Below are 25,703 nucleotides of genomic sequence, written 5' to 3'. Positions count from 1 at the left end.
GGATGCGGTGGTTCACCGCATCCAGAGGACTGAACGCGGGGCGACGGTGGGTAATCTCGCCGGGTGCTGGTGGGATTGTCGGGGCGGAAACTCGCGGGGGCGTTGATCGCGCTCGAAGCCGTCGTGGTCGGCGTGCTGTTCACGCTCAAGGTGTTCGACGGCCAGGACCTCGAGGTCTACATCGGCGGCGCACGGCTGCTCGTCGACTCCGGCGACCCGTACGGCGCGTGGGTGCAGACGCACGGCGGCTGGCTGCCCTTCACCTACACGCCGTTCGCGGCGGCGGTGTTCCTGCCCGGCACGCTCCTGTCGGCCGCGCTGGCGACGCGACTGGTCGGGCTCGCGTCGATCATCGCGGGCGGGGTCGTCGTCTACGTCTTCGTCGCGACGCTCAACGGTTCGCTCACCGATCGTTCCGCCGTCCGGGGCCGAGCCATCGCCGTCCTGGCGGCGATCGGGGCACAGGCCGTCGGCGGGATCATGGAACCGGTCCGCTCGACGCTCGGTTTCGGTCAGGTGAACACCCTGCTGATGCTGCTCGTCGTCCTCGACGCCCTGCTGCCGGGCCGCGCCCGCACGAAGGGTCTGCTGATCGGCGTCGCCGCGGCGATCAAGCTGACGCCCGCCTTCTTCATCCTGTTCTTCTTGTTCCGCAAGGACTTCCGGTCCGCGGGCCGGGTGGTGGCCGGTTTCCTCGGCGCGGGCGCGCTGATGTTCCTGACTGCGCCGGGCGCGTCGGCGAGGTTCTGGACGGACATCCTGTTCGACACCAGCCGCATCGGCGATCGCGGCTACGTCGGCAACCAGTCGCTGCGCGGGATGCTCGCGCGGTTCGGGTTCGGCTCGGCGGAAGACGTCGTCTGGGTGCTGGCCTCGATCGCCGTGGTCGCGCTGACCGCGTTCGTGATCGTGCGTGTCGCGGAGCCGGTGGTCGCGCTGACCGCGTGTGCCGTCGGCGGGCTGCTGGTGTCGCCGGTTTCGTGGACGCACCACTGGATCTGGTGCGTGCCGATCCTGGTGTTGCTGATCCGGGCGCGTTCGGTCGTTTCGTACGTGCTCGCCGTCGTGACGGTGGCGTTGTTCGTGATCGCGCCGATGTGGCTCGCGCCGCGGCCCGCCGGGAGCTTCGGCTGGTGGCTGGCGACGGAGTCCTACGTGCTGTACGGCCTGGTGCTCCTGCTGTATTTCGCCCTGATAGCGCGTGAAGGCCCCCTTCCCTCGGCTGAGCCGAGGGAAGGGGGCCTTCACGCGCGAAAAGAGTCCTAGCCCAGGCGCTCGACGACGTACTCGATGCTCTGGGTCAGCTTCGTGATGTCGTCCGGGTCGATGGCCGGGAACAGGCCGACGCGCAGCTGGTTGCGGCCCAGCTTCCGGTACGGCTCGGTGTCGACGATCCCGTTGGCGCGCAGCACCTTCGCCACCGCGGCGGCGTCCACCTCGTCGGCGAAGTCGATGGTGCCGACGACCTGCGAGCGCAGCGACGGGTCGCTGACGAACGGCGTCGTGTAGCCGGTCTTCTCGGCCCACTCGTACAGCCGGGTCGACGAGTCGCGGGTCCGCGAGGTCGTCCACTCCAGACCGCCGTTCGAGTTCATCCACTCGATCTGGTCGGCCAGCAGGAACAGCGTCGACACCGCCGGGGTGTTGTACGTCTGGTCCTTGCGGGAGTTGTCGAGAGCCGTGGTCAGCGACAGGAACTCGGGGATCCAGCGGTCGCTCGCGCCGATCTCGCCGATGCGTTCGACGGCCGCGGGCGAAGCCAGCGCGATCCAGAGGCCACCGTCGGAGGCGAAGGACTTCTGGGGTGCGAAGTAGTAGACGTCGAAGTCCTCGGCCTTGACCGGCAGACCGCCCGCGCCGGAGGTGGCGTCGATGGCGACGAGGGCGCCTTCGCTGCCTTCAGGGCGACGGACCGGCACCGCGACACCGGTCGACGTCTCGTTGTGCGCCCAGCCGACCAGGTCGGCGCCGGCTTCGTAGGCGATCTCGGGCGCGCTGCCCGGGTCGGCCTTCACGACGATCGGGTCGGCGAGGAACGGGGCGCCCTTGGTCACCGTGGCGAACTTCGAGGAGAACTCGCCGTAGGTGAAATGCTGCGCACGTTCCCGCACGAGTCCGAACGCGGCGGCGTCCCAGAATGCGGTCGTCCCGCCGTTGCCGAGGACCACTTCGTAGCCTTCGGGCAGGGAGAACAATTCGGACAGACCCGCACGCACGCGGCCGACGAGGGACTTCACCGGCTTCTGACGGTGCGAGGTGCCGAGGTAGGTGGCACCGGATTTCGCCAGGTTGGCGAGCTGCTCGTCACGGACCTTGGACGGTCCGCAGCCGAAGCGGCCATCGGCAGGCTTCAGGTCCGCGGGGAGGGTCAACTCAGGTGCGTCGGTCATGTGCCCAGTCTCTCAGGTCGGGATGACCCTGCTGAAAGTCGGTGTCGCGTGTCCGGTATGTGGGATCGGAGAACTCGCTCCCGCGGGTGCCCCTCGTCCGGGTAGCTTCTCGCCTCATGGCGACAGTGCACGAGCGATTCCCCCTGGCCCCCGAGGCGTTGTGGCAGGCCCTTCCGAACGGGGTCACGGCGGTCAAGGGGAAGAACCCTTTCTACGACGCGGCCGCGGGCTACGTCACCTTCTCCACCAGCATGGGCCTCTTCAGCTACGGGCAGACGGTCACCGTGAAGGTCGAGCGGACCTCCGAAGGCTCCGGGCTGGCGATCCAGACGAGCCTGAAGTTCGGCTTCGTCGATTGGGGTGAGGGCAAGCGCATCGCCCGCAAGTTCATCGCGGCCGTCGGCGCGGCGGTCGGGCACACCCCGGCGGTCTGATGCCCGAACCGTGGAGACCCCGATGGGGTTTCCTGTTCCTGTACTTCCTCGTCTTCGTCGTTCACGCGGTCTTCGCCGAGTGGGACGAGACGGCGGCGATCGGCGCACCGCTCGGTTTCGTGGCGACGCTCGTGCTCGTGTTCGTTCCCGGCCTGCCGCTCCGTCGAAGGTGGGCGGCGCTGCGGTTCACGATCCGGCGCCGGGCAGGTGTCCTCGACGTCGTGTTCGGCCCTTGGACGCTGGCCACCGCCACGCTGGATCCGGACGCCGGGACCACGCGCGGGTGGGTGGTGCTCGAAGGCGCCCCGGCGAAGTTCGTCATCGAGGACTGTCCTGACGAACTCGCCGAGTCACTGCGCGGTCCGCGCCGGATGTGGGTCGTCGGCGACGCTCACTACGGCGACGTCCCGGTGTGCGCGGACGGCGGCCGCGAGTTCACGACCGCCGCCGTCCGCTTCCGCTAGCGCCAGCCCTCGGGGTCGACGCCGCCCGGGATGGGCGCGGCCGGGTCGAACGGGGTGCGCGAGAAGATGAACGTCGCGAGGTCGAGGTGGTTCGGCTTGCCCGCCGAATCCCGTCCGACCCGCAGCGTCTCGCCCGCGTAGTAGGCGTCGAGACCGACCCAGGTGTCGTCGCCCACCGGCGCGAACCGCGACGCGCGGCCTGGTCCGTCGGTCGGCGCGAGGGAGAACAGGCCGCCCGGGAGCAGCCGCAGGTGGTACGGCGTCGGGCCCCAGTGCCACAACCCGGTCAGCTCCAGCAACTTCGGGTCCACAGTGGACGGTTGCCACTCGGCGGGCATGGACGGCTCGTGCTGTTCGGTCAGGTTCATCAGGTCGAGGCACAGCTGCGTGATGCCGACGCCCGCCGTCGAGTTCGTCAGCACCAGCGCGCCGATACCGGCGTTCGCGTCCACCAGCGAGCAGGCGAGGAAGCCCGGCATCGATCCGGTGTGCCCGGCCAGCCGCCTGCCCTCCGTGCGGACCAGCATGACGCCGAGGCCGAATCCGGTGGTCCAGGTGTCGCCGTCGTCCACGGTGACCATTTCGCGCATCTCCGCGACGGTCTGCTCGCTCAGGACGCCGCCGGTGTGCCCGCCGAGGAACGCCGTCCAGCGGGCGAGATCGGTGGCCGTCGACCACAGCTGGCCGGCGGGGGCCATCGCGCCCGCGTCCGGCGACGGTTCCGGCATGAGGAGATCGGCGAACGGATGCACGGCGAACCCGTCCGCGTGCGCGCCTTCCGGATGCGGCGAGGTCCGGTTCATGCCGAGCGGGCCGAGGATCTCGGCGCGGACGACGTCGAGCCACGACTGCCCGCGGTGCCGCGCGACCAGTTCGCCGAGCACGCCGTAACCGACGTTGCTGTAGTGGAACCGGCTGCCCGGCCGCAGCCGCGTCGCGCCGTCCTTGAGGCTCTCGACGAGCGCGTCCCAGTCCGCGCCCACGGTGCGCTCCCACCAGGAACCGGGCGATTCCGCGGTCAGCCCCGAGGTGTGCGACAGCAGCTGCGCGATGGTGGCCGAGCCGAACGAGGTGCCGGGCAGGTGCTGCTCCAGCGGGTCGTTCAGGTCGAGCTTGCCTTCGTCGCGCAGCCGCATGACGGCCGTCGCGACGAGTGTCTTGGTGATCGACCCGAGCCGGTACTGCGTGTCGGCGCCCGGTGTCTCGCCGTCGACGCGTCCGCGCCCTCCGGACCAGGCGATTTCCCCGTCGCGGACGACGGCGGCGACGATGGACGGGGTGCGGCACGAGGATTGCTCGTGCGCGAGGCGGCGAAGCAGCGCCATTTCGGTCGTGGCAAGCATGGGTCGCATTCTGCCTACCCGAGCAGCCCCAGTCGCATAGCGGTGGTCACAGCGGCCGTACGGTCCGAAACGTCCAGTTTCCCGAACACGCGCAGCAGATGCGTCTTGACCGTCGCCTCGCTGATGTGGAGCGTCCGGCCGATGTCGGCGTTCGTGCTTCCCCGCGCCACCAGCCGGAGTACCTCGATCTCGCGTGCCGACAAGGGCGACGCCGTCGGGTTGCGCACCCGGTTCACCAGTTTCCCGGCGACCGAAGGCGCCAAGACCGTCTCGCCGCGCGACGCGGCACGAATCGCACCAGCGAGCTCCGCGCGCGAAGCGTCTTTCAACAGGTAGCCGGAGGCGCCCGCTTCGACCGCGCGCAGGATGTCCGCGTCCGTCTCGTAGGTGGTGAGCACGACGACCCGCTGGCCCGGCCGGTCGGCGAGGATCTTCCGCGTCGCGCCGACGCCGTCGAGACCGGGCATCCGCAGGTCCATCAGGATCACGTCCGGCTGCTTGACCCGGCTCAGCGCGACGGCCTCGTCACCGGAGCCCGCTTCCCCGATGACGCTCAGGTCCGGCTCGGCCTCCAGCATGCCGCGCAGGCCTTCCCGCACCACGGGGTGGTCGTCGACCAGCATGATCGTGATCACGCGGGCACCTCCAGTTCCAGTGTCGTCCCCGCACCGGGTTCGCTCTTCAGCGTCACGATGCCACCGACCTGATCGGTACGCGTGCGCATCCCCGCCAGACCGAAGCCTCCGGTGGGTGCGGCGGGGTCGAATCCGATGCCGTCGTCCGTGACGTCGAGCCGGACACGTCCGTCCACAACGGACAGCCGAAGCGAGACGCGGGTGGCGCGGGAGTGCTTGCGGATGTTGCTCAGCGCCTCCTGCGCCGCGCGCAGAAGGACGACCTCCGTGGACATCGGGAGCGCGGGCAGCGGGCCGCCGATCTCGATCGACGCCTCGATCCCGGTCTCCTCGGTCAGCCGTTCCCCCTGGCGGCGCAAGGCTTCCTCCAGCGAAGCGGCGGCGAGTGCCGACGGTCCCTGCGCCGCGACCATCGCCCGCGCCTCGGCCAGGTTCTCCCGCGCCGTCCGTGCCGCGAGCTCCAGATGACGGCGGGCCGCCTTCGGATCGGTGTCCATTTCGGACTCGATGGCCTGGGTGAGCGTGACGATGCTGGTGAAGCCCTGCGCGAGCGTGTCGTGGATCTCGCGGGCCATGCGCTCGCGTTCGGCGGCCGTCCCCGCCTCCCGCGAGAGGCGGGCGACTTCCGCCTGGCTGGCTTGCAGTTGCTCGATCAACGCGGCCCTGCTCTTGCTCTGATCGATGATCTGGCTGGTGTAGCGGCCGGCGAGGATGCTGAAGACGATCAGGATCGCCGTCATCGGCAGCAGGATGCGCAGGGACGGCTGGTCGAAGCCACCCCGCGCGATCGACGACGCCGGTCCTAGCAGCACCCCGATCGTGGTGAAGACCGACGCCGTCTTCGTCGACAGCGTCATGTAGAGCACCGGGCACACGAAGAACAGGATGAAACTCGACGTGGTGCTGGCGAAGTTGGCGCCCGCCAGGAAAAGCATCACCACCCCGGTGTGCAGCCACGGTGTGTCTTCGTGGCCCGGGCCCTTGATGAGCCGGCGGCCCCGGACCAGGTACGCCACCGCGATACCGGTCAAGCACAGGATCGCGACCGTCTTGTCCGTGGTCGTCCCGTCGTCGAAGACCACCAGAACGATCGTCGCGGCGAAGGTGATCCCGAAGAGGACCTCCCACAGCCAGTAGAACCGCTCCCAGGCGTTCACTTGCCTTCGTTCGACCAGCGGAACGTCAGCTTCGCCAGCAGCAGCCCCGCGACGCACCACGCCGTCAGCACCAGTGCCACCATCGGAAGTTCCCATGTCCCCGCCATTTCCTGACTCGCGGCCTCGGCCGGCAGGAACACCGAGCGGAAGCCCTGGCAGATCCACTTCACCGGGAAGAACGAAGCGATGTCGACCATAACCTTCGGCAGGTTGGTGATCGGTGTGACGAACACCCCGGAGATGAACTGCAACGCGATGTAGATCAGATTGGCCACGGCGACCGCGCCGCTGACCGATTTGGTCACCGAGCCGAGCGCGATGCCCAGCAGGGTGCAGCTGGTGACGCCGAGCAGGAAGACCCACAGGGCGGTCAGCAGTTTCACCGGATCGGTGGGCAGGCTCAGGTCGAACAGCAGGACACCGACGACCGACATCAGCACGACCTGGGCGATACTCGTCGCGCCGACCAGGACGATCTTGCCGATGAAGTAGGACGCCGCGGGCATCGGCGTACCGCGAAGGCGTTTCAGCGCACCGGCTTCACGGTCTGCTGCCAAGCCGATACCGACGCTGTTGAACGACGTCGAGACGATGCCGGAGCCGATCATGCCCGCGGCCAGCACCTGGCCGGTGGTGATCGCCATGCCGGGCATCGAGGAGTTCAGCATCGAGCCGAGCAGGACCATCAGCAGGGACGGGAAGGCGAAGGTGAAGATCACCTGCTCCCGCAGACGGAAGAACTGCTTGATCTCCGCGGCGCCGCGGACGAGGCCGAGCGAGAAGGTGCCCGGGAGGGTCAGCGTGCTCATCGGGCTTCTCCGATCAGGTCGAGATAGGTCTCTTCGAGGGTGGGGCGGTGGACGGTCAGCTCCGACGGCTCGCGGCCGTCGGCGGAGAGCTCGCGGATCAGCTTGGCCGGGAAATGGGTGCGCTCCAGGTGGGCGCCGTGCTCGTCGGCCCAGCGGACGGTGGCCTCCGCGGTGGCGCGGCCGCCGAGCGTCTGCGGCGTCCCCTCGGCGACGATCGCACCGCGGGTGATGACCGCGACCCGGTCGGCCAGCGCCTCGGCCTCGTCCAGATAGTGCGTGGTGAGCAGGATCGTGGTGCCCTCGCGGGCGAGACTCCTGATCAGGTCCCAGAACTGGCGCCGGGCAGCCGGATCGAACCCGGTCGTGGGCTCGTCGAGGAACACCAGCTCGGGCCGCCCGATGATCCCGAGCGCGACGTCCACCCGACGCCGTTGCCCGCCGGACAGGCTTTTGACGCGGGCGCCTGCCTTCTCGGTCAGGCCGACCTTCTCGATCACTTCGTCGGTGTCACGAGGATTCGGGTAGTAGCGGGCGAAGTGCCGGACGGTCTCGGCGACGGTGAGCTCGGCGGCGTCGTTGGCCGTCTGCAACACGATCCCGAGCCTGGCCCGCCAGGCGCGGCCCGCCGTGCCGGGATCCTCGCCGAGGACTTCGACCTCGCCTTTGGTCCTTTGGCGATGGCCCTCCAGGATCTCGACCGTCGTCGTCTTGCCCGCGCCGTTGGGGCCGAGCAGCGCGAACACCTCGCCCTGCTCGATGTCGAGGTCGATCCCCCCGACCGCCGTGTGACCCGGGTACTCCTTGCGCAGGCCACGCACTTTCACCGCTTTGTTCATACGTCGATCGTGCTTCAGTGGGCCGCTGCCCCGGGACGACCGCTGGACTGAACCCGGCTGTCCACCGATCGATGGACACCGGTGTCACCCCGTCCCGCATTTAGTCCTCTGGATGCGGTCCTTGCGCGTGCAACTACCGCATCCAGAGGACTAAATGCAGGGCGTCCACAGGCGCGGGGGCGTTGTGGACAACTCGCGTGAAGATGATCTTGAAGCCGGGGTTCGCCCGTGAGCGGATGTCATCGTTCGGTCGTGCCCAGTAATAGTTACGCGACGACCGAGTTCTTCGGCCCCTTCGTCGGAAGCCGTGTCGTCAGCGAAGGAGACTTGACCCGCTCCCAGCTCCGCTCGGGGCCGTACAACCGGCTCTTCCAAGATGTCTATGCCCCCATCGGCATACCTCTGGATCACGAGCTGCGGTGCAAGGCCGCGATCCTCGTCGTACCCGACGGTGCGGTGCTGACCGGGTGCTCGGCCGCGACGGTCCGAGGGTTCCCGTTCTCGCTCGAGAACGATCCGGTCGAGTTCGTGGTGCCTGAGGCGAGGGGTTTTCACAGCCTGCGAGGAACACACTTCCGCCGGACCAGGCTGCTCGGGCGGGACTTCGTGCCATGGCGGGACGGCCTCATCGCGACGCCATTGCGGATCACCATGGACATTTTGACCGACACCCGTCTTCGCCGGTCCTTTCCCCGTGTCGTCGGCTTGCTGGACACGTTGCTCCGGGCCGGCTTCATCGACCGCGAAGCGCTCAAGGTGTACCTGGAACACCGGCACGACAACGGGATCGTCCGGGCTCGTCAGGCTTTGGCCTTCTCGGACGAGCGCGCGGAGTCCATTCCGGAGTCGGAGGTCAGAGTGTGGCTGAGGCTTCACGAGATCGAAGCGGAGCCCCAGGTCGAGGTCTACCGTGGCACCCGGTTCCTCGGCCGGCTCGACCTCGCGATCCGTGAGGCCAAGGTGGCCGTCGAGTACGACGGGGCCTGGCATCTCGAAGGTGAGCAACCGCGTTTGGACGCGCGTCGGCGAGCGATGATCGAGGCCGAGGGCTGGGAGTTCGTCGTCATCACCAAGGAAGAGCTCTATGCCGACCCGCGGGCGATGGTCCGCCGGGTCAAGGCCACCATCGCCTCCCGCATTTAGTCCTCTGGATGCGGTCCTTGCGCGTGCAACTACCGCATCCAGAGGACTAAATGCGGGGAGTCAGGAGCGTGCGGACGGAGGTTTCGAGGGACGGGAGGAGCGCGGCCGGGTCGGCGGAGGTGAGCATCCGGTTCGCGAAGCCGTCCGACAGGGCGAGGACGGCATCGGCCAGGTCGCTCGCCGCGAGGTCGTCCCGGACGTGGCCCTCGGACTGAGCTTTCGAGATGTATTGCGTCGTGATCTCCGCGAGCTCGTCGTAGCCGGTTCGGATGAACTCGGCCCAGGACGGCCGGACGGCGGCGCGGGCGGTGAAGGCGTTGATGACGATCACCTCCGCGCGGCGCTGCTCGTCGAGCGGCATCGCCTCGAAGAGCAGGCGCAGCAGCAGGTCCAGCAGGTCGCCGGACTGGTCGAGGGTGTTCCAGCGCTGTTCCAGGAACTCGCTCGTCATGTCGAGGGCGAACCGGAACAGGTCTTCCTTGGTGGAGAAGTACTTCTGCACCGCGCCCGCGGACACCCCGGCCTCGACGGCGACCGAGCGCACGCTGACGGCCTCGACGCCTTCACGCGCGACGATGCGCAGGAGGGCGCCGGCGATCTCCCGGCGGCGTTCGGCGCGGTCCACGATCTTCGGCACGGGCACATCCTCCCCTCTGTGCGTCGGATGGGCCGGGTGGGTCGTGAGTGGCGTTTCGGGTTAGAACCCGAAACGCCACTCACGACCACCTGGACCGACTCGGCTCCGGCGCCGCCTTGCCCGGCCGCCACTTTTTAGAATACAGTCGTATCCGAACAGGGGGTACCGGGGTGGACGAGGTAGCACACAAGAAACGCGCCGAGGAGAACCAGCTCGCCGCCGCGCTGACCAAAGGACCGGCGGAGGTGCTCGATTTCCTCCTGCCACTGTGGGTGGGGAGCCAGCTCGGCGCGTCGGCCGCCGAGGTCGGGGCGCTGACCGCGTTGGAGACGTTGGTGTCGTTCGTGGTCCGGCCGATCGCGGGCTCGCTCGCCGATCGGTTCGACCGGGGCCGGATCGCCGCGATCGGCGCTGTCCTCTATGGACTGTCCTTTGTGGTCTACGCGGTGACGCCGGGCATCGGGGTCGCCTACCTGGCCGCGGTTCTCGGCGGCGCGGGTGGCGCGCTGTTCTGGGTCGCGTTGCGGGCCCGGGTCGGAGAGGGGCTCGAGGCGGACGACGGCGCGTTCAGCAAGCTGTTCGCGGCCGAGGGCGGCGGCACTTGGATCGCCTTCGTGGTCGCGCTGACCGCGATCGCCTGGATCGACTACCGGGGTGTGTTCTGGCTCGGCGCCGCGGCCTGCGCGGTGGCCGCGGTGGTCCTGCTGAACGCGAAGGCCGCGCAGATGCGCGAGGTGGACGCGCCGCGGCTGCTGCAACTGGGCAAGAGGATGCGGCCGATGCTCGCGCTCGTCGCGTTGACCGCGATGGCCGAGGCCGGCGTCGCGCTGTTGCTCCTCATGCACCTGCAACGCGGGCATCTGCTCCAGCTCGGCGAGATCGCGGCGGTTTTCATTCCCGGCTTCATCGTCTACAGCCTGCTGCCGGACTACCTCCACGGCTTCGTCCGCAAGGTCGGCCGGACGCGGGTGCTCGCGCTGGCGATGGTGGCGAGCGCGATCTTCGCCGCCGGACTGTCCTTCGCGCCGAGCCCGCCGGTGCTCGCGGTCATGTGGGTCCTGTCCGCGGCGGCGTTCGCGGCGGCCATCCCGGTCGAGCAGGCGGTGGTCGCCGAGGCGGCCGGGCTGAGCCTCGGTCGGGCGATGGGGATCTACGAGAGTGCGACGCTACTGGGAGCGACGATCGGAACCTTCGTGGCGGGGCAGCTCTACGGCTCGGACGCAGGATGGAGTGTCGCCTGCTTCGGCGCGGCGGGGCTTCTGCTCTTCGGATCGTTCGTGGTTCGTGGCGCCGTACGGCGTGTCGGAGTTGCGGAGTTTCCCGTGGAACCACGAAAAACGGTGTCACAAAAGGGAAAGCGGGCACCCCGCACGATCGAGGACAGTCCACAAGCGGCCGAATCGGTGACGGAGGAGGCGAACAAGCGCGCGAACCCGCTCCGCAACTGGGCGATCCATGCCGGGGTCTACGTCGTCGCGCAGGCGGCTCTGGCGGTCGCCGGTTACAGCTGGCCCGTCGAAGCCTTGTTCGGCGAAGTGCACGAAGCCGGCTGGTACTGGAACTCCAGTGGTCACTGGCTGTTGAACCTCGGCCGCATCTGGACCTTCGTTCTCGTGATCGACACCGTGTGGACCTTCGGCCGCCAACTCCTCAAGAGGCGGCCTTATTGACAAGTTGTCTAACATGACAGGATGTCTCACAAGTGGGTGACGGCCAGCGACGGTGTCCGCCTTTCGGTCCGGGTGACCGGCGTCGACGACGCGCCCACGGTGGTGCTCGTCCACGGCTACCCGGACAACGGCTCCATGTGGGACGGCATCGCCGCCCTGCTGGAACGCCGCTACCGGGTGGTCGTCTACGACGTCCGCGGCGCGGGCCGCTCGGACAAGCCTTCGGGACGTACGTCCTACAAATTGGACCAGCTGTCCGATGACCTCGCCGCGATCGTCGACGAGGTCCAGCCCGAGGGCAAGGTCCACCTGCTCGCGCACGACTGGGGTTCCATCCAGACCTGGCATTCGGTCACCGGCGACCGGCTGCGCGGACGGCTCGCGTCGTTCACGTCGATCTCCGGGCCGAGCCTCGACCACGCGGGAGCGTGGTTCCGCGCGCAACTGCGCCCGAGCCCGAAAAGGCTCAAGAACGCGCTCGTCCAGTGGGCGCATTCGATGTACATCCTCGGCTTCCAGATCCCCCTGATCCCGCAGGTGCTCTGGCGCACCGGCGCGATGGGCGCGCTGATCGGCCGGATGGATCCGGCGGCCGGTGCGCCGTCCACTTCGGACGGCTTGTACGGCCTCAACCTGTATCGCGCCAACATGTTCACGCGCCTTTCCCGGCCGAAGCCGCGGCCCGCCGAGATCCCGGTGCAGGTGCTCGCCCCCACCGGCGACAAGTTCGTCACCACGCCGCTGCAGACCGAGATCGAACGCTGGGCACCGGACCTCCGGATCCGCCGGATCGTCGGCACGCACTGGGTGGTCCGCGAGAAGCCGCAGGTGATCGCCGACGCCACCGCCGAGCTGATCGACCACGTCGAAGGCGGCGAGGAGAGCCGCGCGCTCAAACATGCCAGGACGAAAGGCTTCGCGCACAAGCTGGTGGTGATCACCGGCGCCGGCAGCGGGATCGGCCGCGCGACGGCGCTCGCGTTCGCGGACAAGGGCGCGGACGTCGTCATCACCGACATCAACGGCTCCGCCGCCGACACCGCGAAACTGCTGCGGGACAAGGGCGCGACCGTCGGCGAGTACACAGTGGACTCTTCCGACGCCGAAGCGGTCGAGAAGTTCGCCCAGCGGGTCAAGGAGGAGTTCGGCGTCCCGGACATCGTCGTCAACAACGCGGGGATCGGCCTGTCCGGCCCGTTCCTCGACACGACGGTCAAGGACTGGGAACGTCTCATCGACGTGAACCTGTGGGGCGTCATCCACGGCTGCCGCGTCTTCGCCGAGCAGATGCGCGAACGGGCCGAAGGCGGCCAGATCGTCAACGTCGCCTCGGCCGCCGCGTACCTGCCGTCGAAAATCCTTTCCGCGTACGCCACCACGAAATCCGCCGTGCTGACCTTGAGCGTCTGCCTGCGGGCGGAGCTGGCAGCCGAGAACATCGGCGTCACCGCGATCTGCCCCGGCATCGTGAACACCAACATCACCAGCACCACCCGATTCGTCGGTGTCGACGACATCGAGCAGAAGCGGCGCCAGAAGTCGAGCAGCAAGCTGTACGCGAAACGCGGCTTCGGCCCGGAGAAGGTCGCCCGCGACATCCTGCGGGCCGTCGAGAAGGACAAGGCCATCCAGCCGTCGACGCCGGAGGCCAAGGCCGCGCTCGTCCTCTCCCGGCTCACCCCCGGACTGCTGCGGGCCGCGGCCAAACTGGACGTCACCCCGTGACCGGACGCCCACGCCGGATGTCGCCGGAAGCGCGCCGCGAGGACCTCATCCGCGCCGCGCTGGACCTGTTCGGCTCACGCGCGCCCGAACTCGTCACGGTCGACGACATCATCGCCCGCGCCGAGGTCTCCCGGCCGCTGTTCTACCGGTACTTCTCGAACTTGCGGGAACTGCAGGTCGAGGCGCTGAAAACGGTCACCGAAGGGCTCATCGACGGCCTGGCGGGACTCGAGGAAGGCCCGCCCGAAACCCGGCTGCGGGCCGCCGTCCGCGGGCTGATCGACGTCGCCGACCACTACCGGGCGGGGTATGTCGCGCTGTTGCGCAGCGGTTCGGTGATCGCGACGTCGGAGACGGACGCGGCGATCGACGAGGTCCGCAACCGCGCCGTCGAGCTCATCCTCGGCGCGCTGGGAGTGTCGGAGCCCTCACCTATGCTCCTGCTGACCTTGCGGTGCTGGACCGCGGTGGTGGAGGGCGCACTGCTGAGCTGGCTGCAGGAGCGTTCCGTGCCGCGTGAGGCGCTCGACGGGTGGCTGGTCGATCAGCTGACCGCCATGCTCTCGGCGACCGCGGTGCATGATTCTTCCGTCCCGCAGATGTCATGAAAGGGCCGTTCAGGACGAAAAACGTCAGGAACGGCCCTTTCATGACACGTGACGGTCAGGACTGCTTCGCGACCAGGTCCCAGCCTTCGACGTCTTCCGGCTTCCGCGGCTCCGGCCCGACGTACTTGGCCGACGGGCGCACGAGACGGCCGGTCTTCTTCTGCTCCAGGATGTGCGCGGCCCAGCCGGCGGTACGCGCCGAGCTGAACATCGCGGGCATCATGTGCGGCGGTACCTGGGCGAAGTCCAGGATCACGGCCGCCCAGAACTCGACGTTGGTCTCGATCGGGTGGTCCGGACGCCGCTCGCGCAGCTCCTTCAGCGCCACCTGCTCCAGCTCCGCGGCCGCCTCGTAGCGCGACGCGCCGAGCTCCTGGCAGGTCCGGCGCAGCACACGCGCCCGCGGGTCCTCCGCGCGGTACACGCGGTGCCCGAAGCCCATCATCCGTTCCTTGCGGTCCAGGATGCCCTTGACCAGGCCGACCGCGTCACCGGTCTTCTCGACCTCTTCGATCATCGGCAGCACCCGCGCCGGCGCGCCGCCGTGCAGCGGGCCGGACATCGCGCCGATCGCGCCGGACAGCGCCGCGGCGACGTCGGCACCGGTCGAGGCGATGACCCGGGCGGTGAAGGTCGAGGCGTTGAGACCGTGCTCGGCGGCCGAGACCCAGTAGGCGTCGATGGCCTTGACGTGGGCCGGGTCGGGCTCGCCGCGCCAGCGGACCATGAAGCGTTCGGTGATCGACTTCGCCTCGTCGACCCGGGTCTGGGGGACGGCGGGCTGCCCGATGCCGCGGGCGGACTGGGCGACGTACGAAAGCGCCATCACCGAGGCGCGGGCCAGCTGGTCGCGCGCCTCGTCGTCGGTGATGTCCAGCAGCGGCCGGTAGCCCCAAATGGGGGCGAGCATGGCCAGCGCGGCCTGGACGTCGACGCGGACGTCGCCGGTGTGGACCGGCAGCGGGAACGGCTCGGCGGGCGGTAGCCCATGGCCGAAGCGGCTGTCGACGAGAAGACCCCAGACGTCACCGAACGTCACCTTGCCGGCGAGATCCTCGATGTCGACACCGCGATAACGCAGCGCGCCGCCGTCACGGTCGGGCTCGGCGATTTCGGTCTTGAAGGCGACCACGCCTTCGAGACCCGGTCGGAAACCGTCGTCGACCTGCTCGGACGGCTGATTGGTGCTGATCGTGGAGGTACTCACTGTGGTGAAACCTTTCGATGCGCATTCCCCGGCTTTGTGTTCATGCGTGGACGGGATACACGCAGCGAAGGCGCGCCTCATCGCACGGATGGACAAACTTTGCTCCACGTCGCGGCCTGGGGCAATCGAAAGATGTGGTGCTTTCGGTCACGATTACGAGAACGATTCAGTGAAAAGCTCGTTCGTACGCGAAGAGTTACGGCGACGTTCACTTTGCGTGTACCGGGCGCCGAGGTAAATCCTGTGTTTCGAGAACCGGCGGCCGGCCGTTTCCGGTGATAGACCTTTCCCATGCACCTGAGCCCCCAGGAGCGGGACAAACTGCTCATCCACGTCGCGGCGGACGTAGCTCGCAAACGCCTGGAGCGCGGGGTCCTGCTGAACTACCCCGAGGCGGTCGCCCTGATCACCGATCACGTCCTCGAAGGCGCTCGCGACGGCCGGACGGTGAGCGAACTCGTCGCGAGCGGCCGGTCGGTCCTCGGCCGGGCGCAGGTGCTGGACGGAGTGCCGGAGATGGTCGATTCCGTGCAGGTCGAAGCCACTTTCCCGGACGGCACGAAGCTCGTCACCGTGCACGACCCGATCGTCTAGAAAGGGCCGCGAGTGCGACCAGGAGAGATCATCACCGGCGACGTGCCGGTCGAGCTGAACCCGGGCAGGCCGCGGGTGCGGCTGCTCGTGCGGAACCTCGGCGACCGGCCCGTCCAGGTCGGTTCGCACTACCATTTCGCGGCGGTCAATCCGGGGCTCGAATTCGATCGCGAAGCCGCCAGTGGACATCGGCTCGACGTGCCCGCGGGAACGTCGGTGCGTTTCGAGCCGGGGGTCGAACGCGAAGTCGACCTCGTCCCGCTGGCCGGGAATCGCTCGGTGCCCGGACTGCGGAAGGCGACCTGATGCCGTCGATCGATCGCGAGCGCTACGCCGAACTGTTCGGCCCGACCACCGGCGACCGGATCCGCCTCGCCGACACCGATCTGCTGATCGAAGTCACCGAAGACCGCAGCATGGGGCCGTCGGGCAGCGGTGACGAAGTGCTGTTCGGCGGCGGCAAGGTGATCCGCGAATCCATGGGCCAGGGGATGGCGACCCGGGCCGAAGGCGCGCCCGATCTGATCATCACCGGCGCGGTGATCCTGGACCACTGGGGGATCGTCAAGGCCGATGTCGGCGTCCGCGACGGCCGGATCGTCGGCATCGGCAAGGCGGGCAACCCGGACACGATGGACGGCGTCGACCCCGCGCTGGTCGTCGGACCGTCCACGGAGGTGCTGTCCGGCAACGGGAAGATCCTCACCGCGGGCGGCATCGACTGCCACGTCCACTTCATCTGCCCGCAGCTGACCGACACCGCGCTGGCGTCCGGGCTCACCACGCTCGTCGGCGGCGGGACCGGGCCGGTCGAGGGAAGCAAGGCCACCACCGTCACGCCCGGCGCGTGGAACCTCGGCCGGATGCTGCGGGCGATGGACGGTCAGCCGGTCAACGTCCTGTTGCTGGGCAAGGGGAACACCGTCCGGCACGAGGCGCTGCGCGAACAGCTCGCCGCCGGCGCGGGCGGGTTCAAACTGCACGAGGACTGGGGCAGCACCCCGGCGGCGATCGACGCCTGCCTGACCGTGGCGGGCGAATCCGGTGTCCAGGTCGCGATCCACACCGACACGCTGAACGAAGCGGGCTTCCTGGAGTCCACTGTGGACGCCATCGGCGGCCGGTCGATCAACGCGTACCACACCGAAGGCGCGGGCGGCGGGCACGCGCCGGACATCATCCAGGTCGCCGGGCTGCCCAACATCCTGCCGTCGTCGACGAACCCGACGCGCCCGCACACCGCGAACACCCTCGACGAACACCTCGACATGCTCGTCGTCTGCCATCACCTGAACCCGTCCGTACCCGAGGATCTGGCGTTCGCCGAAAGCCGGATCCGGCCGACGACCATCGCCGCCGAGGACGTCCTGCACGACCTCGGCGCGATCTCGATGATGAGCTCGGACTCGCAGGCGATGGGCCGCATCGGCGAGGTGATCATCCGGACCTGGCAGACCGCGCACGTCATGAAACGACGGCGTGGCGCGCTTCCTGGCGACGGCGCGGCCGACAACCTGCGGGCCCGTCGCTATGTCGCCAAATACACGATCAACCCCGCGATCGCGCACGGTATGGAGCGCGAGATCGGCTCGGTGGAGATCGGGAAACTCGCCGATCTCGTGCTGTGGGAGCCGAAGTTCTTCGGAGTGCGGCCGCATGTGGTGCTGAAGGGCGGATTCCCGGCGTGGGCGGCGATGGGCGACGCGAACGCTTCCATCCCGACGCCGCAGCCGGTGCTCGCGCGGCCGATGTTCGGCGCGGCACCGGCGATCGCCGCCGCGAGCAGCTTCCATTTCGTGGCCCCGGAAGCGCTGGAAAACGGGGTGGCGGAGCAGTTCGGCATCGCGCGGAAGCTCGTGCCGGTCGCGAACACCCGATCCCGGGGCAAGGCCGACATGGTGCTCAACGACGCGACGCCGGACATCCGGGTGGAGCCGGACAGTTTCGCCGTGCACGTCGACGGGGAGTTGATCGAGCCGCGGCCGGTGACCGAACTGCCCATGGCGCAACGATATTTCCTGTTCTGATGGAACTTTCAGCGGTCATCTTGGCCGATTCCAGGTTCCCCGGGGGCGGTCACGTCCACTCCGGCGGACTCGAAGAAGCCGTCACCCGGAAGCTGATCACGCATGAGCGCGATCTGCCGGGTTTCCTCTCCGGGCGCTTGCGCACGGCCGGTTCGCTGGCCGCGGTGTTCGCCGCGGCGTCGGCGCACGCGGCGGCGCGGGAAGTCCGAAGTGGACACTGGCGGCGGCTCGATTTCGAACTCGACGCCAGAACGCCTTCGCTCGCGCAGCGGGAGGCGTCTCGCGCGCAAGGGCGGGGAACGGCGCGGGCGGGAAAGGCGGCCTGGCCGTCGCCGGTGCTTTCCCAGCTGCTGAAGGAAACGCCGCGACCACATCATCCGGTGATCGTCGGCGCGCTGGTCGGGGTGCCTTTCGACGCCGCGATGGCGGTGGCCTACCTCGCGATCAGCGGTCCCGCGAGCGCGGCCGTGCGGCTGCTCGGTCTCGACCCGTTCGCCGTCAACGCCGTCGTGGCCCGCCTCGCGGATGAGGTCCGGGAGGTTTCCCGGCGGGCCGCCGACGTCGCGGGCGACGATCCGGCCGATCTCCCGGCGCCGGGTTCACCGGCGCTCGATCTGTTCGCCGAGGCACACGCCCGGCATCACCAGGAAGAGGTGCGTCTCTTTGCCAGCTGAGCATGGTCACGGTCACGGACATGTGCACCCGGTCAACTTCGACCCGACCGCCGCGGAACCCGACCACTACGAGCAGGCGCCGACCGCCGGGCGCGCGTACCGGATCGGGATCGGCGGGCCGGTGGGGAGCGGGAAGACCGCGCTCACCGCGGCGCTGTGCCGGGCGCTGGGCGACGAGGTGAACCTCGCCGTCGTCACCAACGACATCTACACCACCGAGGACGCCGACTTCCTGCGCAAGGCCGGGGTGCTCGACCCGGAGCGGATCGAGGCCGTGCAGACCGGCGCGTGCCCGCACACCGCGATCCGTGACGACATCACCGCGAACCTCGACGCGGTCGAACGGCTGGAGGAGCGGTTCCCCGGGCTGGATCTGGTGATCATCGAAAGCGGCGGGGACAACCTCACCGCGGTGTTCAGCCGGGGGCTCGCCGACAGCCAGGTGTTCGTGGTCGACGTCGCCGGTGGCGACAAGGTGCCGCGCAAGGGCGGGCCGGGCGTGACGACGGCGGATCTGCTGGTGATCAACAAGATCGACATCGCGCATCTGGTCGGGGCGGACATGGACGTGATGACCTCGGACGCGCACCGGATGCGGGGCGAATTGCCGGTGATCACCCAGTCCCTTGTGGACACTCCGAACGCGCCGGCCGTCGCGGACTGGGTCCGCTCGCTGCTCCCGGTCCGCGCGGGGTGAAGGCGCACGCGCGGCTGACCGCCTGTTTCGAGGGCGGCCGGACCGTACTGCGTGAGCTGCGCTCGATGGCGCCGCTCACGCTCCTTCCCAAGCGAGGCGCGGGTTCGACGGCGGTGGTGCACCTGGTCAATTCGGCGACCTCGCCTTTGGGCGGCGATGAGCTGAAGCTGACCATCCGGGTCGGTGCCGGTGCTTCGCTGCGGCTTTCCGGGGTGGCGGCGACGATCGCGCTGCCCGGGTTGCACGGTGAAGGTAGTTCGTCCCTTGTGGACATCGCCGTGGATGATGGTGGGTCATTGGAGTACCTGCCGGAGCCGACGGTGGTGACCGCGCGCGCTCGGCACACCGCCGTGTTCCGGGCCGCTTTGGCGTCTGGTGCTTTTTTGCACACGCGAGAGGTGCTGGTCCTGGGCCGGGCGGGGGAACGGCCTGGCTCCCTCGTGACGACGCAGCAGGTGACTCGGGGTGCCGTACCGGTCTTGCGGCAGACGTTGGAGATCGGTGACTCCACTTTGGACGCCAGTCTCGCGCATCTGGCCGGGCGGCGGGTGCTGGCGACCGATCTGGTCGTCGGTGGTCCCGTGGTGCCCGAGGCATCCGGCGAGTGGTGGTCGCGTACGTCGCTCGCCGCCGGTGGGACGCTCACGACTTCCTTGGCGCCGGACGCCGTGACCGCGCTCCGGGTGTTCGAAAATCCGTGAAGGCCCCCTTGCCTACCCTGAGGGTAGTGAAGGAGGCCTTCACGGACCGACTCCCCGTCAGAACTTCGTGCCCAGCCAGGTCATCGCGATCGGTCCGCCCGCCGAGACGCCACCGATGTGTTCCAGCAGTGGGAATTCCTGCCAGGTGACGTCGGCGCCGAGGGCGCGGTAGCGGTCGCGCAGGCCCTTGCCGACCGCGAGCGGGATCAGTTCGTCCAGCGACGCGTGGTACAGGAAGACCGGCGCGCCCGGTTTGGTCTTGCCCGCGAGGTTCTCGCCGAGCCGGGCCTGCCAGCGCGGGTCCGACGAAACGTTCGGAATGGTCGTGAAATCGTTCAGCCGGGCGAAAGGCGCCGCCGCGCCGAGTTCGACGGTGCACGCTTCCTTGACCTTCGCGACGGCCTTCTCGCCCTTCGCGTTGAGCACGTCGGTGAACGGCAGTTCCGGATACGCGGTCGCGTAACCGACGGCGGCGCCGAGCACCAGCCCGAAGGCCGGGCCGCCGTCGTTGAACTTCAGGACCGCGTTCAGATCCGCCGGGACCCCGCCTTCCGCGACGCCGACCAGGTTGACGTCGGGCGCGTAGGACGGTTGCAGTTCGCCGGCGAACGCCGCGGCCTGCCCTCCTTGCGAGTAACCGAAAACGCCGACCGGTCCGGTCTTGGACAGGCCCGCTTCGGGGACGTTCGACGCGGCGCGGGCGGCGTCGAGGACGGCCCGGCCTTCGGACTGGCCGACGGCGTAGGTGTGCGTGCCAGGGGTGCCGAGGCCTTCGTAGTCGGTCACGACGACCGCCCAGCCGCGCGAAAGTGCTTGGCTCATCAGGAGGACTTCGTTCTCGGACCCGTTCGTCAGCCGGGTCGACGGTGCGCAGCGGTCGCCGAGGCCGTGGGTGCCGACGGCGTAGCTGACCAGCGGCCGCGCGCCTTTCGTCCACGGCGTGTGCGGGACCAGCAGGATGCCCGACACCGTGTTCGGCTGCCCTGTCGCCGACGTGGAGCGGTAGTGGAGTTTCCAGGCCTTCGCCGGGGCGGTGGCGACGACCGGTTTGTAGTCGACCAGGTCCCCGGGCGCGCTCGGCGCGGCTTGCGCGGCGGGCGCGCCGATCAGGGTGGCTGCGAGGGCCGAGACCAGAACTGTCCGAAGCACCGTTGCCTCCAGTTTGGTAATCGAGATTTTCGCAATGTAGGCGCTGTTGCTAGCATCTGGCAATCCCTGTTACCGAATCGGGGGAGGACGAGTGGCCCGCACCTATGGCGGGGTCGCGCCCGAGCAACGGCGCGCCGAACGGCGTGAACGCCTGCTCCTGGCGGCCCTGGACCTGTTCACCTCGACGGGCTACCAGCAGGCGAAGATCACCGAGTTGTGCACCCGTGCGGGTGTCTCCACGCGGAACTTCTACGAGGAGTTCGAGAGCAAGGAGAAGGTGCTGCTCACCCTGCACGAGCGGATCAACGCGCTCGCGCTGGAGCAGGTCACCGGCACCCTGGAACGGCTGGAGGACGCCGACGCGGTCACCCGGATCGGGACGCTGCTGGACGTCTTCGTCAGCACGGTCACCTCGGATCCCCGGATGCCGCGGCTGAACTACGTCGAGGCCGTCGGGGTCAGCGCCGCTTTGGAGGCACAGCACCAGGAATGGGTCGACCGGTGGGCCGCGTTCATCGAGACCGAGGCCCGGCACGCCGCTGCCCACGGCGTGGCGCCCGATCGCGACTACCACCTGACGGCGATCGCGCTCGTCGGCGCGGCGACCGGTCTGCTGCGCGAGTGGCAGGCGCACACCCCGCCGCTGCCGGTCGCCGACGTCGCCGCCGAACTCCGGGCCCTGATGCTGGCCGCGATCACCCGGCCCGTCTGACCACCCCCGGCGTTTCGTCCTCTGAATGCGATCCTTGCACACGCAAGTACCGCATTCAGAGGACGAAACGCGTCAGGAGGCGGCGGAGGCGCGCCGGAAGGTGTTGTGCAGAACGGCCAACAGCGCGTCCCGCACCGAAAGGCGTTGCCGCGCGTCGAAGGTGATCAGCGGGACGTCCTCGCTCACCGCGAGCGCCCACCGCACGTCTTCGAGGTCGTGTTTGAGCGAGCCGTCGAAGACGTTCACCCCGACCACGAACGGCAACCCGGCCTTCTCGAAGTAGTCGACGGCCGGGTAGCAGTCGTCGAGCCGCCGGGTGTCGACGATGACGAGCGCGCCGAGGGCGCCCAGCACGAGGTCGTGCCACATGAACCCGAACCGGTCCTGCCCCGGCGTGCCGAAGAGGTACAGCTTCACCTCTTCGTCGATGGTGATGCAGCCGAAGTCCAGCGCCACCGTGGTGGTGGTCTTCGACGGCACCTCCCCGCCGGAGCCGTCGACGGCCGCGCCCGCCGAGGTCATGGCCGCCTCGGTGGTCAGCGGTTTGATCTCGGAGATCGCGCCGACGGTGGTCGTCTTGCCGACCCCGAACCCACCGGCGATGACGATCTTGACCGGTGTCGGCGGTTTGGCCGGCACCGGTTCAGCGAATTGCTTCGAGTCCACGAATGACCCTTTCGATCATGCCGAGGTCCTGGGTGAAGGCTCCCGCCGGGCGACGGAGCACGACGTAGCCGAGTGCGGCGAGATCCGCCACGAGCACCCTGGCCACGCCGATGTGCAGGCCGAGCATCGCCGCCACTTCGGCGACGGATTTCGTTTCCCGGCAAAGGGAAACGATCTCCCGTCGTTCGAAGGTCAGCCTCGCGTGCGACGCCGCGCCGAGCCTGCTCGTGAGCACCTGAGCCTCGATTTCGAGCGTGCCGTCCACCGGCTGCGCGCGGCCGGCGGTGAGCAGATACGGGCGTAGCGGCGAGATGCCCTGTTCGGCGCCTCGCGGCTGGGGTACCTGATCGTCGCTCATTCCCTTGTCCCCTCGTCAGTTCAGCTGCCGACGCTCTTCTTGAGTTCCTCGATCAGCGCGGGGGTGAGCACCTCGGTGGCGCGGTTGGCGAACATCGCCATCTCGTAGGCGATCGTGCCGAGACTGGCCTGCTTGGTGGCGAGCACGCCGAGCGAACAGCCGATGCTGATCGTGCAGACCAGCAGGTAGCCCTGCTCCAGCTCGATGATGATCTTGTCGGGCGAACCGAGCGGGTGGCTCTCGGAGACACCGTGCGCGAGGCCGAGCATCGCCGAGCAGATCGCGGCCAGCCGGTCGGCGTTGGCGCGTTCCAGCTCGGACGACATCGCGATCAGCAGGCCGTCGGCCGAGACGGCGATCGCGCCCATCGCGCTCGCCGTGTTCTGCGCGAAGCGCGTCACCAACCAGTTGAAGTTCCGGGCTTCGACGCTGACTCCGGTCGTCATCTCTTGCTCTTCTCTCTCTGTTGCATCTCCGGGTTGACGGCTTTCTCCAACCCGTCACTGAAGGCGTCGAACGCGGCACGCTCGGCCTCGGGGTCACGCATGCCCTTGGGCTTGGTGGTGTTCAGCGCCGCCCGCGCGGTCTGGTGTCGCGCGGCCGGACCTTTCGCCAGTCCCGGCGCCAGTTGCGCGCCGGGGACCCGCCGGGTGAGACCACCGCGGGAGGCGGCGGGCACCGGTGTCGGGGTCGGCATCGGCGCCGGGGCGGCGGCCGGTGGTGCTGGTGGTGCGGTGGCCTTCGCGAGTCCGGCCTCGAACCCGTCGAAGGCCGCTTTGGCGGCTTCTGGATCATGCCTGGACTTCTGCCGCGCCGGCGCTTCGGGGGCACCGGGAAGCTGCGCGCCCTTGACCCGCCGCCGCAGCCCGCCGCGGGTCTCTCCGGAGTCGGCGGCGGTGAGCGTCGGCGCGGGGGCCTGGTACACGGGCTCGGGCACCGGCGTAGGCAGGGGCGGTGGTTCCAAGATCTCTCCGTCGGTCTTGCGGAACCACCGGAAGTCCTTGGGCTGCCTGCCGTCGCGCGGGATCATCCCGGCGATCGCCAGCGTCGGCGGTTCGCTCGGAGCGGTCTTCTGCCGCGGCTCGGGCAGCGACGGCGGTGCGGGCTCGTCACCCGGTTCCGCCGTCGGCCACACCGGCGGCGCCGGGACGGATTTCGGCGCGGGCGGCCGGTAGGTCAGCAGATTCGGCGGGACGGTGAGCCGTGCGGTGATGCCCGCTCCCGGCTCGGTCTCGGTCAGTTCGACCTTGAGCCCGTGCCGCCGCGCGAGCCGTCCGACCACGAACAGCCCGAGCACACTGGTCGGCGCCAGTTCGAGCCGTTCGCGTTCGACCAGCCGCCGGTTCTCCTCGGCGAGCCGTTCCGCGGTCATGCCGATGCCCTGGTCCACGATCACGATCAGGCAGGAGCCGTCGGGCAGGATCTTCGTGCCGACGTCCACAAAGGACTCCGGCGGGGAGAACGACGTCGCGTTCTCCAGCAGCTCGGCGAAGATCAGCACCAGATCGGAGCCGAACGGCGACGACAGCAGGACGTCGCCCATCGAGCCGAGCCGCACGCGCTGGTAGTCCTCGATCTCCGCGAGCGCCGAACGCAACGCCGTCGAGAGTTCGATCGGGCCGGAAATCCTCGCCTCGTCCCGGTTTCCCGAGACGACGAGCAGATTGTCCGCGTTCCGGCGCAGACGGGTGGAGAGATGGTCGAGCCGGTAGAGGCTCGCCAGCAGGGCGACGTCCTGCTCGTTGCGCTCCAGTTCGTCGACCAGCGCCAGCTGCCTGCCCACCAGGTTCTGCGTGCGCTTCGCGACGTTGGCGAACATGAGGCCGACGTTGCGCCGCGTGACGGCCTGCCGTTCCACCAGTTCGGCCGCGGTGGCCTGCACCCGGTTGAACGCTTCGGCCAGCTTGCCGAGTTCGTCCTGCGAGGACACGTCGATGGTGGCCAGCCGCGGCGCGAGCTCTTCGGCCTGCTCGGTGTCGGTGACGCGGACGAGTTCGGTGCTCGCGAGGTCCGCGACCGACGTCGCCGCCGTGGTCAGCTTCCGCAGCGGATCCGCGATCGACCGGCTGACCGCGATCGCGAGCCCGCCGACCAGCAGGAACAGCACACCGGCGCCGACACCGATCGTCCACGCCAGGTTCTGCGCCGCGTCCGCTCGCGCGGTCGCCGCGTCGGTGATGCCGGTGGTGACCGCGTCCTGGGTGATCCGCCGCTGGTTCGACTGGGCGTCGACGGCGCCGAGGATGTCGGGCAGCAGATTCTGCACGGCCTGCGGGCCCTTGGCGTCGGAGAGCCTGGCTTCCAGCGCGTCGACCCGGCGGCCCGTCTCACCCTGCTCGACCGCGACGACCTGCGTGGCCTGGGTGACGTCGGCCTGCTGCACGAACCGTTCGAGGAACAGCGACGACTGCTGCTTCGCGTCGGCCAGCACCGGGGCGCCCGATTCGGGGGTGACCAGCACGATGATCAACGCCATGCCGCGCAACGAGTTCTCCTCGTTCGCGCGCAGCAGCGCGTCGAGCGCCGTCAGCTGCTGGGTGCCCGCCGCGTCACTGGTCTGCTGCGGGACGAGGCGGAGCGCGTTGATGACCGCGTCGATCACCGCGTGATACGTCCGCGCCACGCTGTCGAGTGAGGCACCGCGCCGGAGCGCGTTCTCCCGGATCTCGTTCAGCGACCCGATGCGCACCAGCGCCGCCGCGAGTTCTTCCGGCGCGTCGGCGCTCAGCCCCGACCGCACCTGGTTCACCGTTTCCGCGACCACGCCCTGCTGCTTCAGCATCGCCGAACTGCTCGCCGACGTGGACGCGATGTAGTGCGCCGTCAGCAGGCGCTCGCGCTGCAGTTCCCAGGCGAGCGTGCCGAGCGCGCGGGCCTGCGACGCGACGTCGGCGGTGGTGCGGGCGGACCGGGCGTCGTCGACTTCCCCGGCGACGTAAGGCACCGACACCAGGACCACGGCGGTCAGCGGCAGCATCAGGAGCAGGTTGAGCTTGCCCCGGATGCCGAGTCTGCCGAGCAACCCGGACCGTGCCGTGCGTTCCGGCCGGGACTTCCCGTGCCTCAT

The 25,703-nt window shown here is 69.1% G+C and carries 27 protein-coding genes; 14 read left to right on the top strand and 13 right to left on the bottom strand.

Annotated elements, in window-relative coordinates; genetic code table 11:
* Positions 1 to 63: 63 nt before the first annotated feature.
* The gene (locus ED92_RS40280; protein WP_152611169.1) at positions 64 to 1,266 is read left to right on the top strand and encodes a glycosyltransferase 87 family protein; all 1,203 of its coding nucleotides are present in this window, start codon (positions 64 to 66) and stop codon (positions 1,264 to 1,266) included.
* On the opposite strand, the gene serC is transcribed toward ED92_RS40280, so the two are convergent.
* Entirely contained in the window at positions 1,263 to 2,390 is a 1,128-nt protein-coding gene (gene serC / locus ED92_RS40275; protein WP_016337521.1) for a phosphoserine transaminase, read from the bottom strand. The genes ED92_RS40280 and serC overlap by 4 nt on opposite strands.
* Before the next feature lie 116 nt (positions 2,391 to 2,506).
* Here serC and ED92_RS40270 point away from each other — a divergent pair, with 116 nt between their 5' ends.
* Positions 2,507 to 2,824, top strand: coding sequence for a hypothetical protein (locus ED92_RS40270; protein WP_037348049.1), 318 nt, complete (start codon positions 2,507 to 2,509; stop codon positions 2,822 to 2,824).
* Positions 2,824 to 3,288 carry a hypothetical protein gene (locus ED92_RS40265; protein WP_037348047.1) on the top strand — a complete coding sequence of 155 codons (465 nt, stop codon included), beginning with the start codon at positions 2,824 to 2,826 and terminating at the stop codon, positions 3,286 to 3,288. Before ED92_RS40270 ends, ED92_RS40265 begins: the two co-directional genes overlap by 1 nt.
* On the opposite strand, the gene ED92_RS40260 is transcribed toward ED92_RS40265, so the two are convergent.
* From ED92_RS40260 to ED92_RS40240, 5 genes are read right to left on the bottom strand one after another with little or no spacing between them, the layout of a single operon-like run.
* Positions 3,285 to 4,631 carry a serine hydrolase gene (locus ED92_RS40260; RefSeq protein ID WP_037348046.1) on the bottom strand — a complete coding sequence of 449 codons (1,347 nt, stop codon included), beginning with the start codon at positions 4,629 to 4,631 and terminating at the stop codon, positions 3,285 to 3,287. The genes ED92_RS40265 and ED92_RS40260 overlap by 4 nt on opposite strands.
* 14 nt (positions 4,632 to 4,645) lie before the next feature.
* Complete coding sequence (locus ED92_RS40255) at positions 4,646 to 5,266, bottom strand: response regulator transcription factor (RefSeq protein WP_037348043.1); 621 nt, start codon at positions 5,264 to 5,266, stop codon at positions 4,646 to 4,648.
* The gene (locus ED92_RS40250; protein WP_037348041.1) at positions 5,263 to 6,423 is read right to left on the bottom strand and encodes a sensor histidine kinase; all 1,161 of its coding nucleotides are present in this window, start codon (positions 6,421 to 6,423) and stop codon (positions 5,263 to 5,265) included. Before ED92_RS40250 ends, ED92_RS40255 begins: the two co-directional genes overlap by 4 nt.
* Entirely contained in the window at positions 6,420 to 7,232 is an 813-nt protein-coding gene (locus ED92_RS40245; RefSeq protein WP_037348039.1) for an ABC transporter permease, read from the bottom strand. Before ED92_RS40245 ends, ED92_RS40250 begins: the two co-directional genes overlap by 4 nt.
* Positions 7,229 to 8,068 carry an ABC transporter ATP-binding protein gene (locus tag ED92_RS40240; RefSeq protein WP_152611168.1) on the bottom strand — a complete coding sequence of 280 codons (840 nt, stop codon included), beginning with the start codon at positions 8,066 to 8,068 and terminating at the stop codon, positions 7,229 to 7,231. Before ED92_RS40240 ends, ED92_RS40245 begins: the two co-directional genes overlap by 4 nt.
* 252 nt (positions 8,069 to 8,320) lie before the next feature.
* Between ED92_RS40240 and ED92_RS40235 the strand changes: the two genes are divergently transcribed.
* Positions 8,321 to 9,211 carry an endonuclease domain-containing protein gene (locus ED92_RS40235; protein ID WP_037348037.1) on the top strand — a complete coding sequence of 297 codons (891 nt, stop codon included), beginning with the start codon at positions 8,321 to 8,323 and terminating at the stop codon, positions 9,209 to 9,211.
* A 46-nt stretch (positions 9,212 to 9,257) separates the two neighbouring features.
* Here ED92_RS40235 and ED92_RS40230 read toward each other — a convergent pair whose 3' ends face one another.
* Entirely contained in the window at positions 9,258 to 9,848 is a 591-nt protein-coding gene (locus ED92_RS40230) for a TetR/AcrR family transcriptional regulator (protein WP_037348036.1), read from the bottom strand.
* 170 nt (positions 9,849 to 10,018) lie between these two features.
* Here ED92_RS40230 and ED92_RS40225 point away from each other — a divergent pair, with 170 nt between their 5' ends.
* Genes ED92_RS40225 through ED92_RS40215 form a run of 3 tightly spaced genes read left to right on the top strand, consistent with a single transcriptional unit; the run spans position 10,019 to position 13,851 of the window.
* On the top strand, positions 10,019 to 11,518 hold the full coding sequence (locus ED92_RS40225) for an MFS transporter (RefSeq protein ID WP_037348035.1): 1,500 nt from the start codon (positions 10,019 to 10,021) through the stop codon (positions 11,516 to 11,518).
* 36 nt (positions 11,519 to 11,554) lie between these two features.
* Positions 11,555 to 13,243: an SDR family oxidoreductase gene (locus ED92_RS40220; protein WP_037348032.1), complete on the top strand. Its 1,689-nt coding sequence runs from the start codon at positions 11,555 to 11,557 to the stop codon at positions 13,241 to 13,243.
* A 17-nt stretch (positions 13,244 to 13,260) separates the two neighbouring features.
* Complete coding sequence (locus tag ED92_RS40215; RefSeq protein WP_037348030.1) at positions 13,261 to 13,851, top strand: TetR/AcrR family transcriptional regulator; 591 nt, start codon at positions 13,261 to 13,263, stop codon at positions 13,849 to 13,851.
* Positions 13,852 to 13,906: 55 nt separating this feature from the next.
* Here the strand turns inward: ED92_RS40215 and ED92_RS40210 are convergent, their stop codons facing one another.
* Positions 13,907 to 15,058, bottom strand: coding sequence for a citrate synthase 2 (locus ED92_RS40210; protein ID WP_037348027.1), 1,152 nt, complete (start codon positions 15,056 to 15,058; stop codon positions 13,907 to 13,909).
* A gap of 291 nt (positions 15,059 to 15,349) precedes the next feature.
* Here ED92_RS40210 and ED92_RS40205 point away from each other — a divergent pair, with 291 nt between their 5' ends.
* Genes ED92_RS40205 through ED92_RS40180 form a run of 6 tightly spaced genes read left to right on the top strand, consistent with a single transcriptional unit; the run spans position 15,350 to position 19,751 of the window.
* Positions 15,350 to 15,652: an urease subunit gamma gene (locus ED92_RS40205; protein ID WP_016337506.1), complete on the top strand. Its 303-nt coding sequence runs from the start codon at positions 15,350 to 15,352 to the stop codon at positions 15,650 to 15,652.
* 12 nt (positions 15,653 to 15,664) lie between these two features.
* Positions 15,665 to 15,958, top strand: coding sequence for an urease subunit beta (locus ED92_RS40200; protein ID WP_037348024.1), 294 nt, complete (start codon positions 15,665 to 15,667; stop codon positions 15,956 to 15,958).
* On the top strand, positions 15,958 to 17,679 hold the full coding sequence (locus tag ED92_RS40195; protein ID WP_037348022.1) for an urease subunit alpha: 1,722 nt from the start codon (positions 15,958 to 15,960) through the stop codon (positions 17,677 to 17,679). Before ED92_RS40200 ends, ED92_RS40195 begins: the two co-directional genes overlap by 1 nt.
* On the top strand, positions 17,679 to 18,353 hold the full coding sequence (locus ED92_RS40190; protein WP_037348021.1) for an urease accessory protein UreF: 675 nt from the start codon (positions 17,679 to 17,681) through the stop codon (positions 18,351 to 18,353). Before ED92_RS40195 ends, ED92_RS40190 begins: the two co-directional genes overlap by 1 nt.
* Positions 18,343 to 19,050: an urease accessory protein UreG gene (gene ureG, locus ED92_RS40185; RefSeq protein WP_037348019.1), complete on the top strand. Its 708-nt coding sequence runs from the start codon at positions 18,343 to 18,345 to the stop codon at positions 19,048 to 19,050. The genes ED92_RS40190 and ureG overlap by 11 nt, the downstream gene beginning before the upstream one ends.
* A complete protein-coding gene (locus ED92_RS40180; protein WP_037348017.1) occupies positions 19,047 to 19,751 on the top strand; it encodes an urease accessory protein UreD in 705 nt (234 codons plus the stop codon). The genes ureG and ED92_RS40180 overlap by 4 nt, the downstream gene beginning before the upstream one ends.
* A 57-nt stretch (positions 19,752 to 19,808) precedes the next feature.
* Here the strand turns inward: ED92_RS40180 and ED92_RS40175 are convergent, their stop codons facing one another.
* Positions 19,809 to 20,900 (bottom strand): lipase family protein, encoded by a 1,092-nt coding sequence (locus ED92_RS40175; RefSeq protein ID WP_037348016.1) that lies wholly within the window; start codon positions 20,898 to 20,900, stop codon positions 19,809 to 19,811.
* Between the two features lie 91 nt (positions 20,901 to 20,991).
* Here ED92_RS40175 and ED92_RS40170 point away from each other — a divergent pair, with 91 nt between their 5' ends.
* Entirely contained in the window at positions 20,992 to 21,612 is a 621-nt protein-coding gene (locus tag ED92_RS40170; RefSeq protein ID WP_037348014.1) for a TetR/AcrR family transcriptional regulator, read from the top strand.
* A 72-nt stretch (positions 21,613 to 21,684) separates the two neighbouring features.
* Here the strand turns inward: ED92_RS40170 and ED92_RS40165 are convergent, their stop codons facing one another.
* Genes ED92_RS40165 through ED92_RS40150 form a run of 4 tightly spaced genes read right to left on the bottom strand, consistent with a single transcriptional unit; the run spans position 21,685 to position 25,703 of the window.
* Positions 21,685 to 22,278, bottom strand: a complete 594-nt coding sequence (locus ED92_RS40165; RefSeq protein WP_037348013.1) for an ATP/GTP-binding protein — start codon at positions 22,276 to 22,278, stop codon at positions 21,685 to 21,687.
* The gene (locus ED92_RS40160; RefSeq protein WP_034308529.1) at positions 22,256 to 22,636 is read right to left on the bottom strand and encodes a DUF742 domain-containing protein; all 381 of its coding nucleotides are present in this window, start codon (positions 22,634 to 22,636) and stop codon (positions 22,256 to 22,258) included. Before ED92_RS40160 ends, ED92_RS40165 begins: the two co-directional genes overlap by 23 nt.
* A gap of 20 nt (positions 22,637 to 22,656) precedes the next feature.
* The gene (locus tag ED92_RS40155; protein WP_005156032.1) at positions 22,657 to 23,082 is read right to left on the bottom strand and encodes a roadblock/LC7 domain-containing protein; all 426 of its coding nucleotides are present in this window, start codon (positions 23,080 to 23,082) and stop codon (positions 22,657 to 22,659) included.
* Positions 23,079 to 25,703 (bottom strand): nitrate- and nitrite sensing domain-containing protein, encoded by a 2,625-nt coding sequence (locus ED92_RS40150; RefSeq protein WP_037348010.1) that lies wholly within the window; start codon positions 25,701 to 25,703, stop codon positions 23,079 to 23,081. Before ED92_RS40150 ends, ED92_RS40155 begins: the two co-directional genes overlap by 4 nt.

Source organism: Amycolatopsis sp. MJM2582 (assembly GCF_000754115.1).
Classification (GTDB): Bacteria; Actinomycetota; Actinomycetes; order Mycobacteriales; family Pseudonocardiaceae; genus Amycolatopsis; species Amycolatopsis japonica.
The sequence above is the reverse complement of the archived record's forward strand: the minus strand, read 5'-3'. Positions and strand labels throughout refer to the sequence as shown.

What these genes read in the sequence shown, in the direction of transcription:
- ED92_RS40205 (WP_016337506.1), top strand. Translation starts at nt 15,350, where the DNA reads ATGCACCTGAGCCCCCAGGAGCGGGACAAACTGCTCATCCACGTCGCG.
- ED92_RS40260 (WP_037348046.1), bottom strand. Translation starts at nt 4,631, where the DNA reads ATGCTTGCCACGACCGAAATGGCGCTGCTTCGCCGCCTCGCGCACGAG.
- ED92_RS40160 (WP_034308529.1), bottom strand. Translation starts at nt 22,636, where the DNA reads ATGAGCGACGATCAGGTACCCCAGCCGCGAGGCGCCGAACAGGGCATC.
- serC (WP_016337521.1), bottom strand. Translation starts at nt 2,390, where the DNA reads ATGACCGACGCACCTGAGTTGACCCTCCCCGCGGACCTGAAGCCTGCC.
- ED92_RS40190 (WP_037348021.1), top strand. Translation starts at nt 17,679, where the DNA reads ATGGAACTTTCAGCGGTCATCTTGGCCGATTCCAGGTTCCCCGGGGGC.
- ED92_RS40155 (WP_005156032.1), bottom strand. Translation starts at nt 23,082, where the DNA reads ATGACGACCGGAGTCAGCGTCGAAGCCCGGAACTTCAACTGGTTGGTG.
- ED92_RS40215 (WP_037348030.1), top strand. Translation starts at nt 13,261, where the DNA reads ATGTCGCCGGAAGCGCGCCGCGAGGACCTCATCCGCGCCGCGCTGGAC.
- ED92_RS40240 (WP_152611168.1), bottom strand. Translation starts at nt 8,068, where the DNA reads ATGAACAAAGCGGTGAAAGTGCGTGGCCTGCGCAAGGAGTACCCGGGT.
- ED92_RS40270 (WP_037348049.1), top strand. Translation starts at nt 2,507, where the DNA reads ATGGCGACAGTGCACGAGCGATTCCCCCTGGCCCCCGAGGCGTTGTGG.
- ED92_RS40265 (WP_037348047.1), top strand. Translation starts at nt 2,824, where the DNA reads ATGCCCGAACCGTGGAGACCCCGATGGGGTTTCCTGTTCCTGTACTTC.
- ED92_RS40195 (WP_037348022.1), top strand. Translation starts at nt 15,958, where the DNA reads ATGCCGTCGATCGATCGCGAGCGCTACGCCGAACTGTTCGGCCCGACC.
- ED92_RS40245 (WP_037348039.1), bottom strand. Translation starts at nt 7,232, where the DNA reads ATGAGCACGCTGACCCTCCCGGGCACCTTCTCGCTCGGCCTCGTCCGC.
- ED92_RS40150 (WP_037348010.1), bottom strand. Translation starts at nt 25,703, where the DNA reads ATGAGGCACGGGAAGTCCCGGCCGGAACGCACGGCACGGTCCGGGTTG.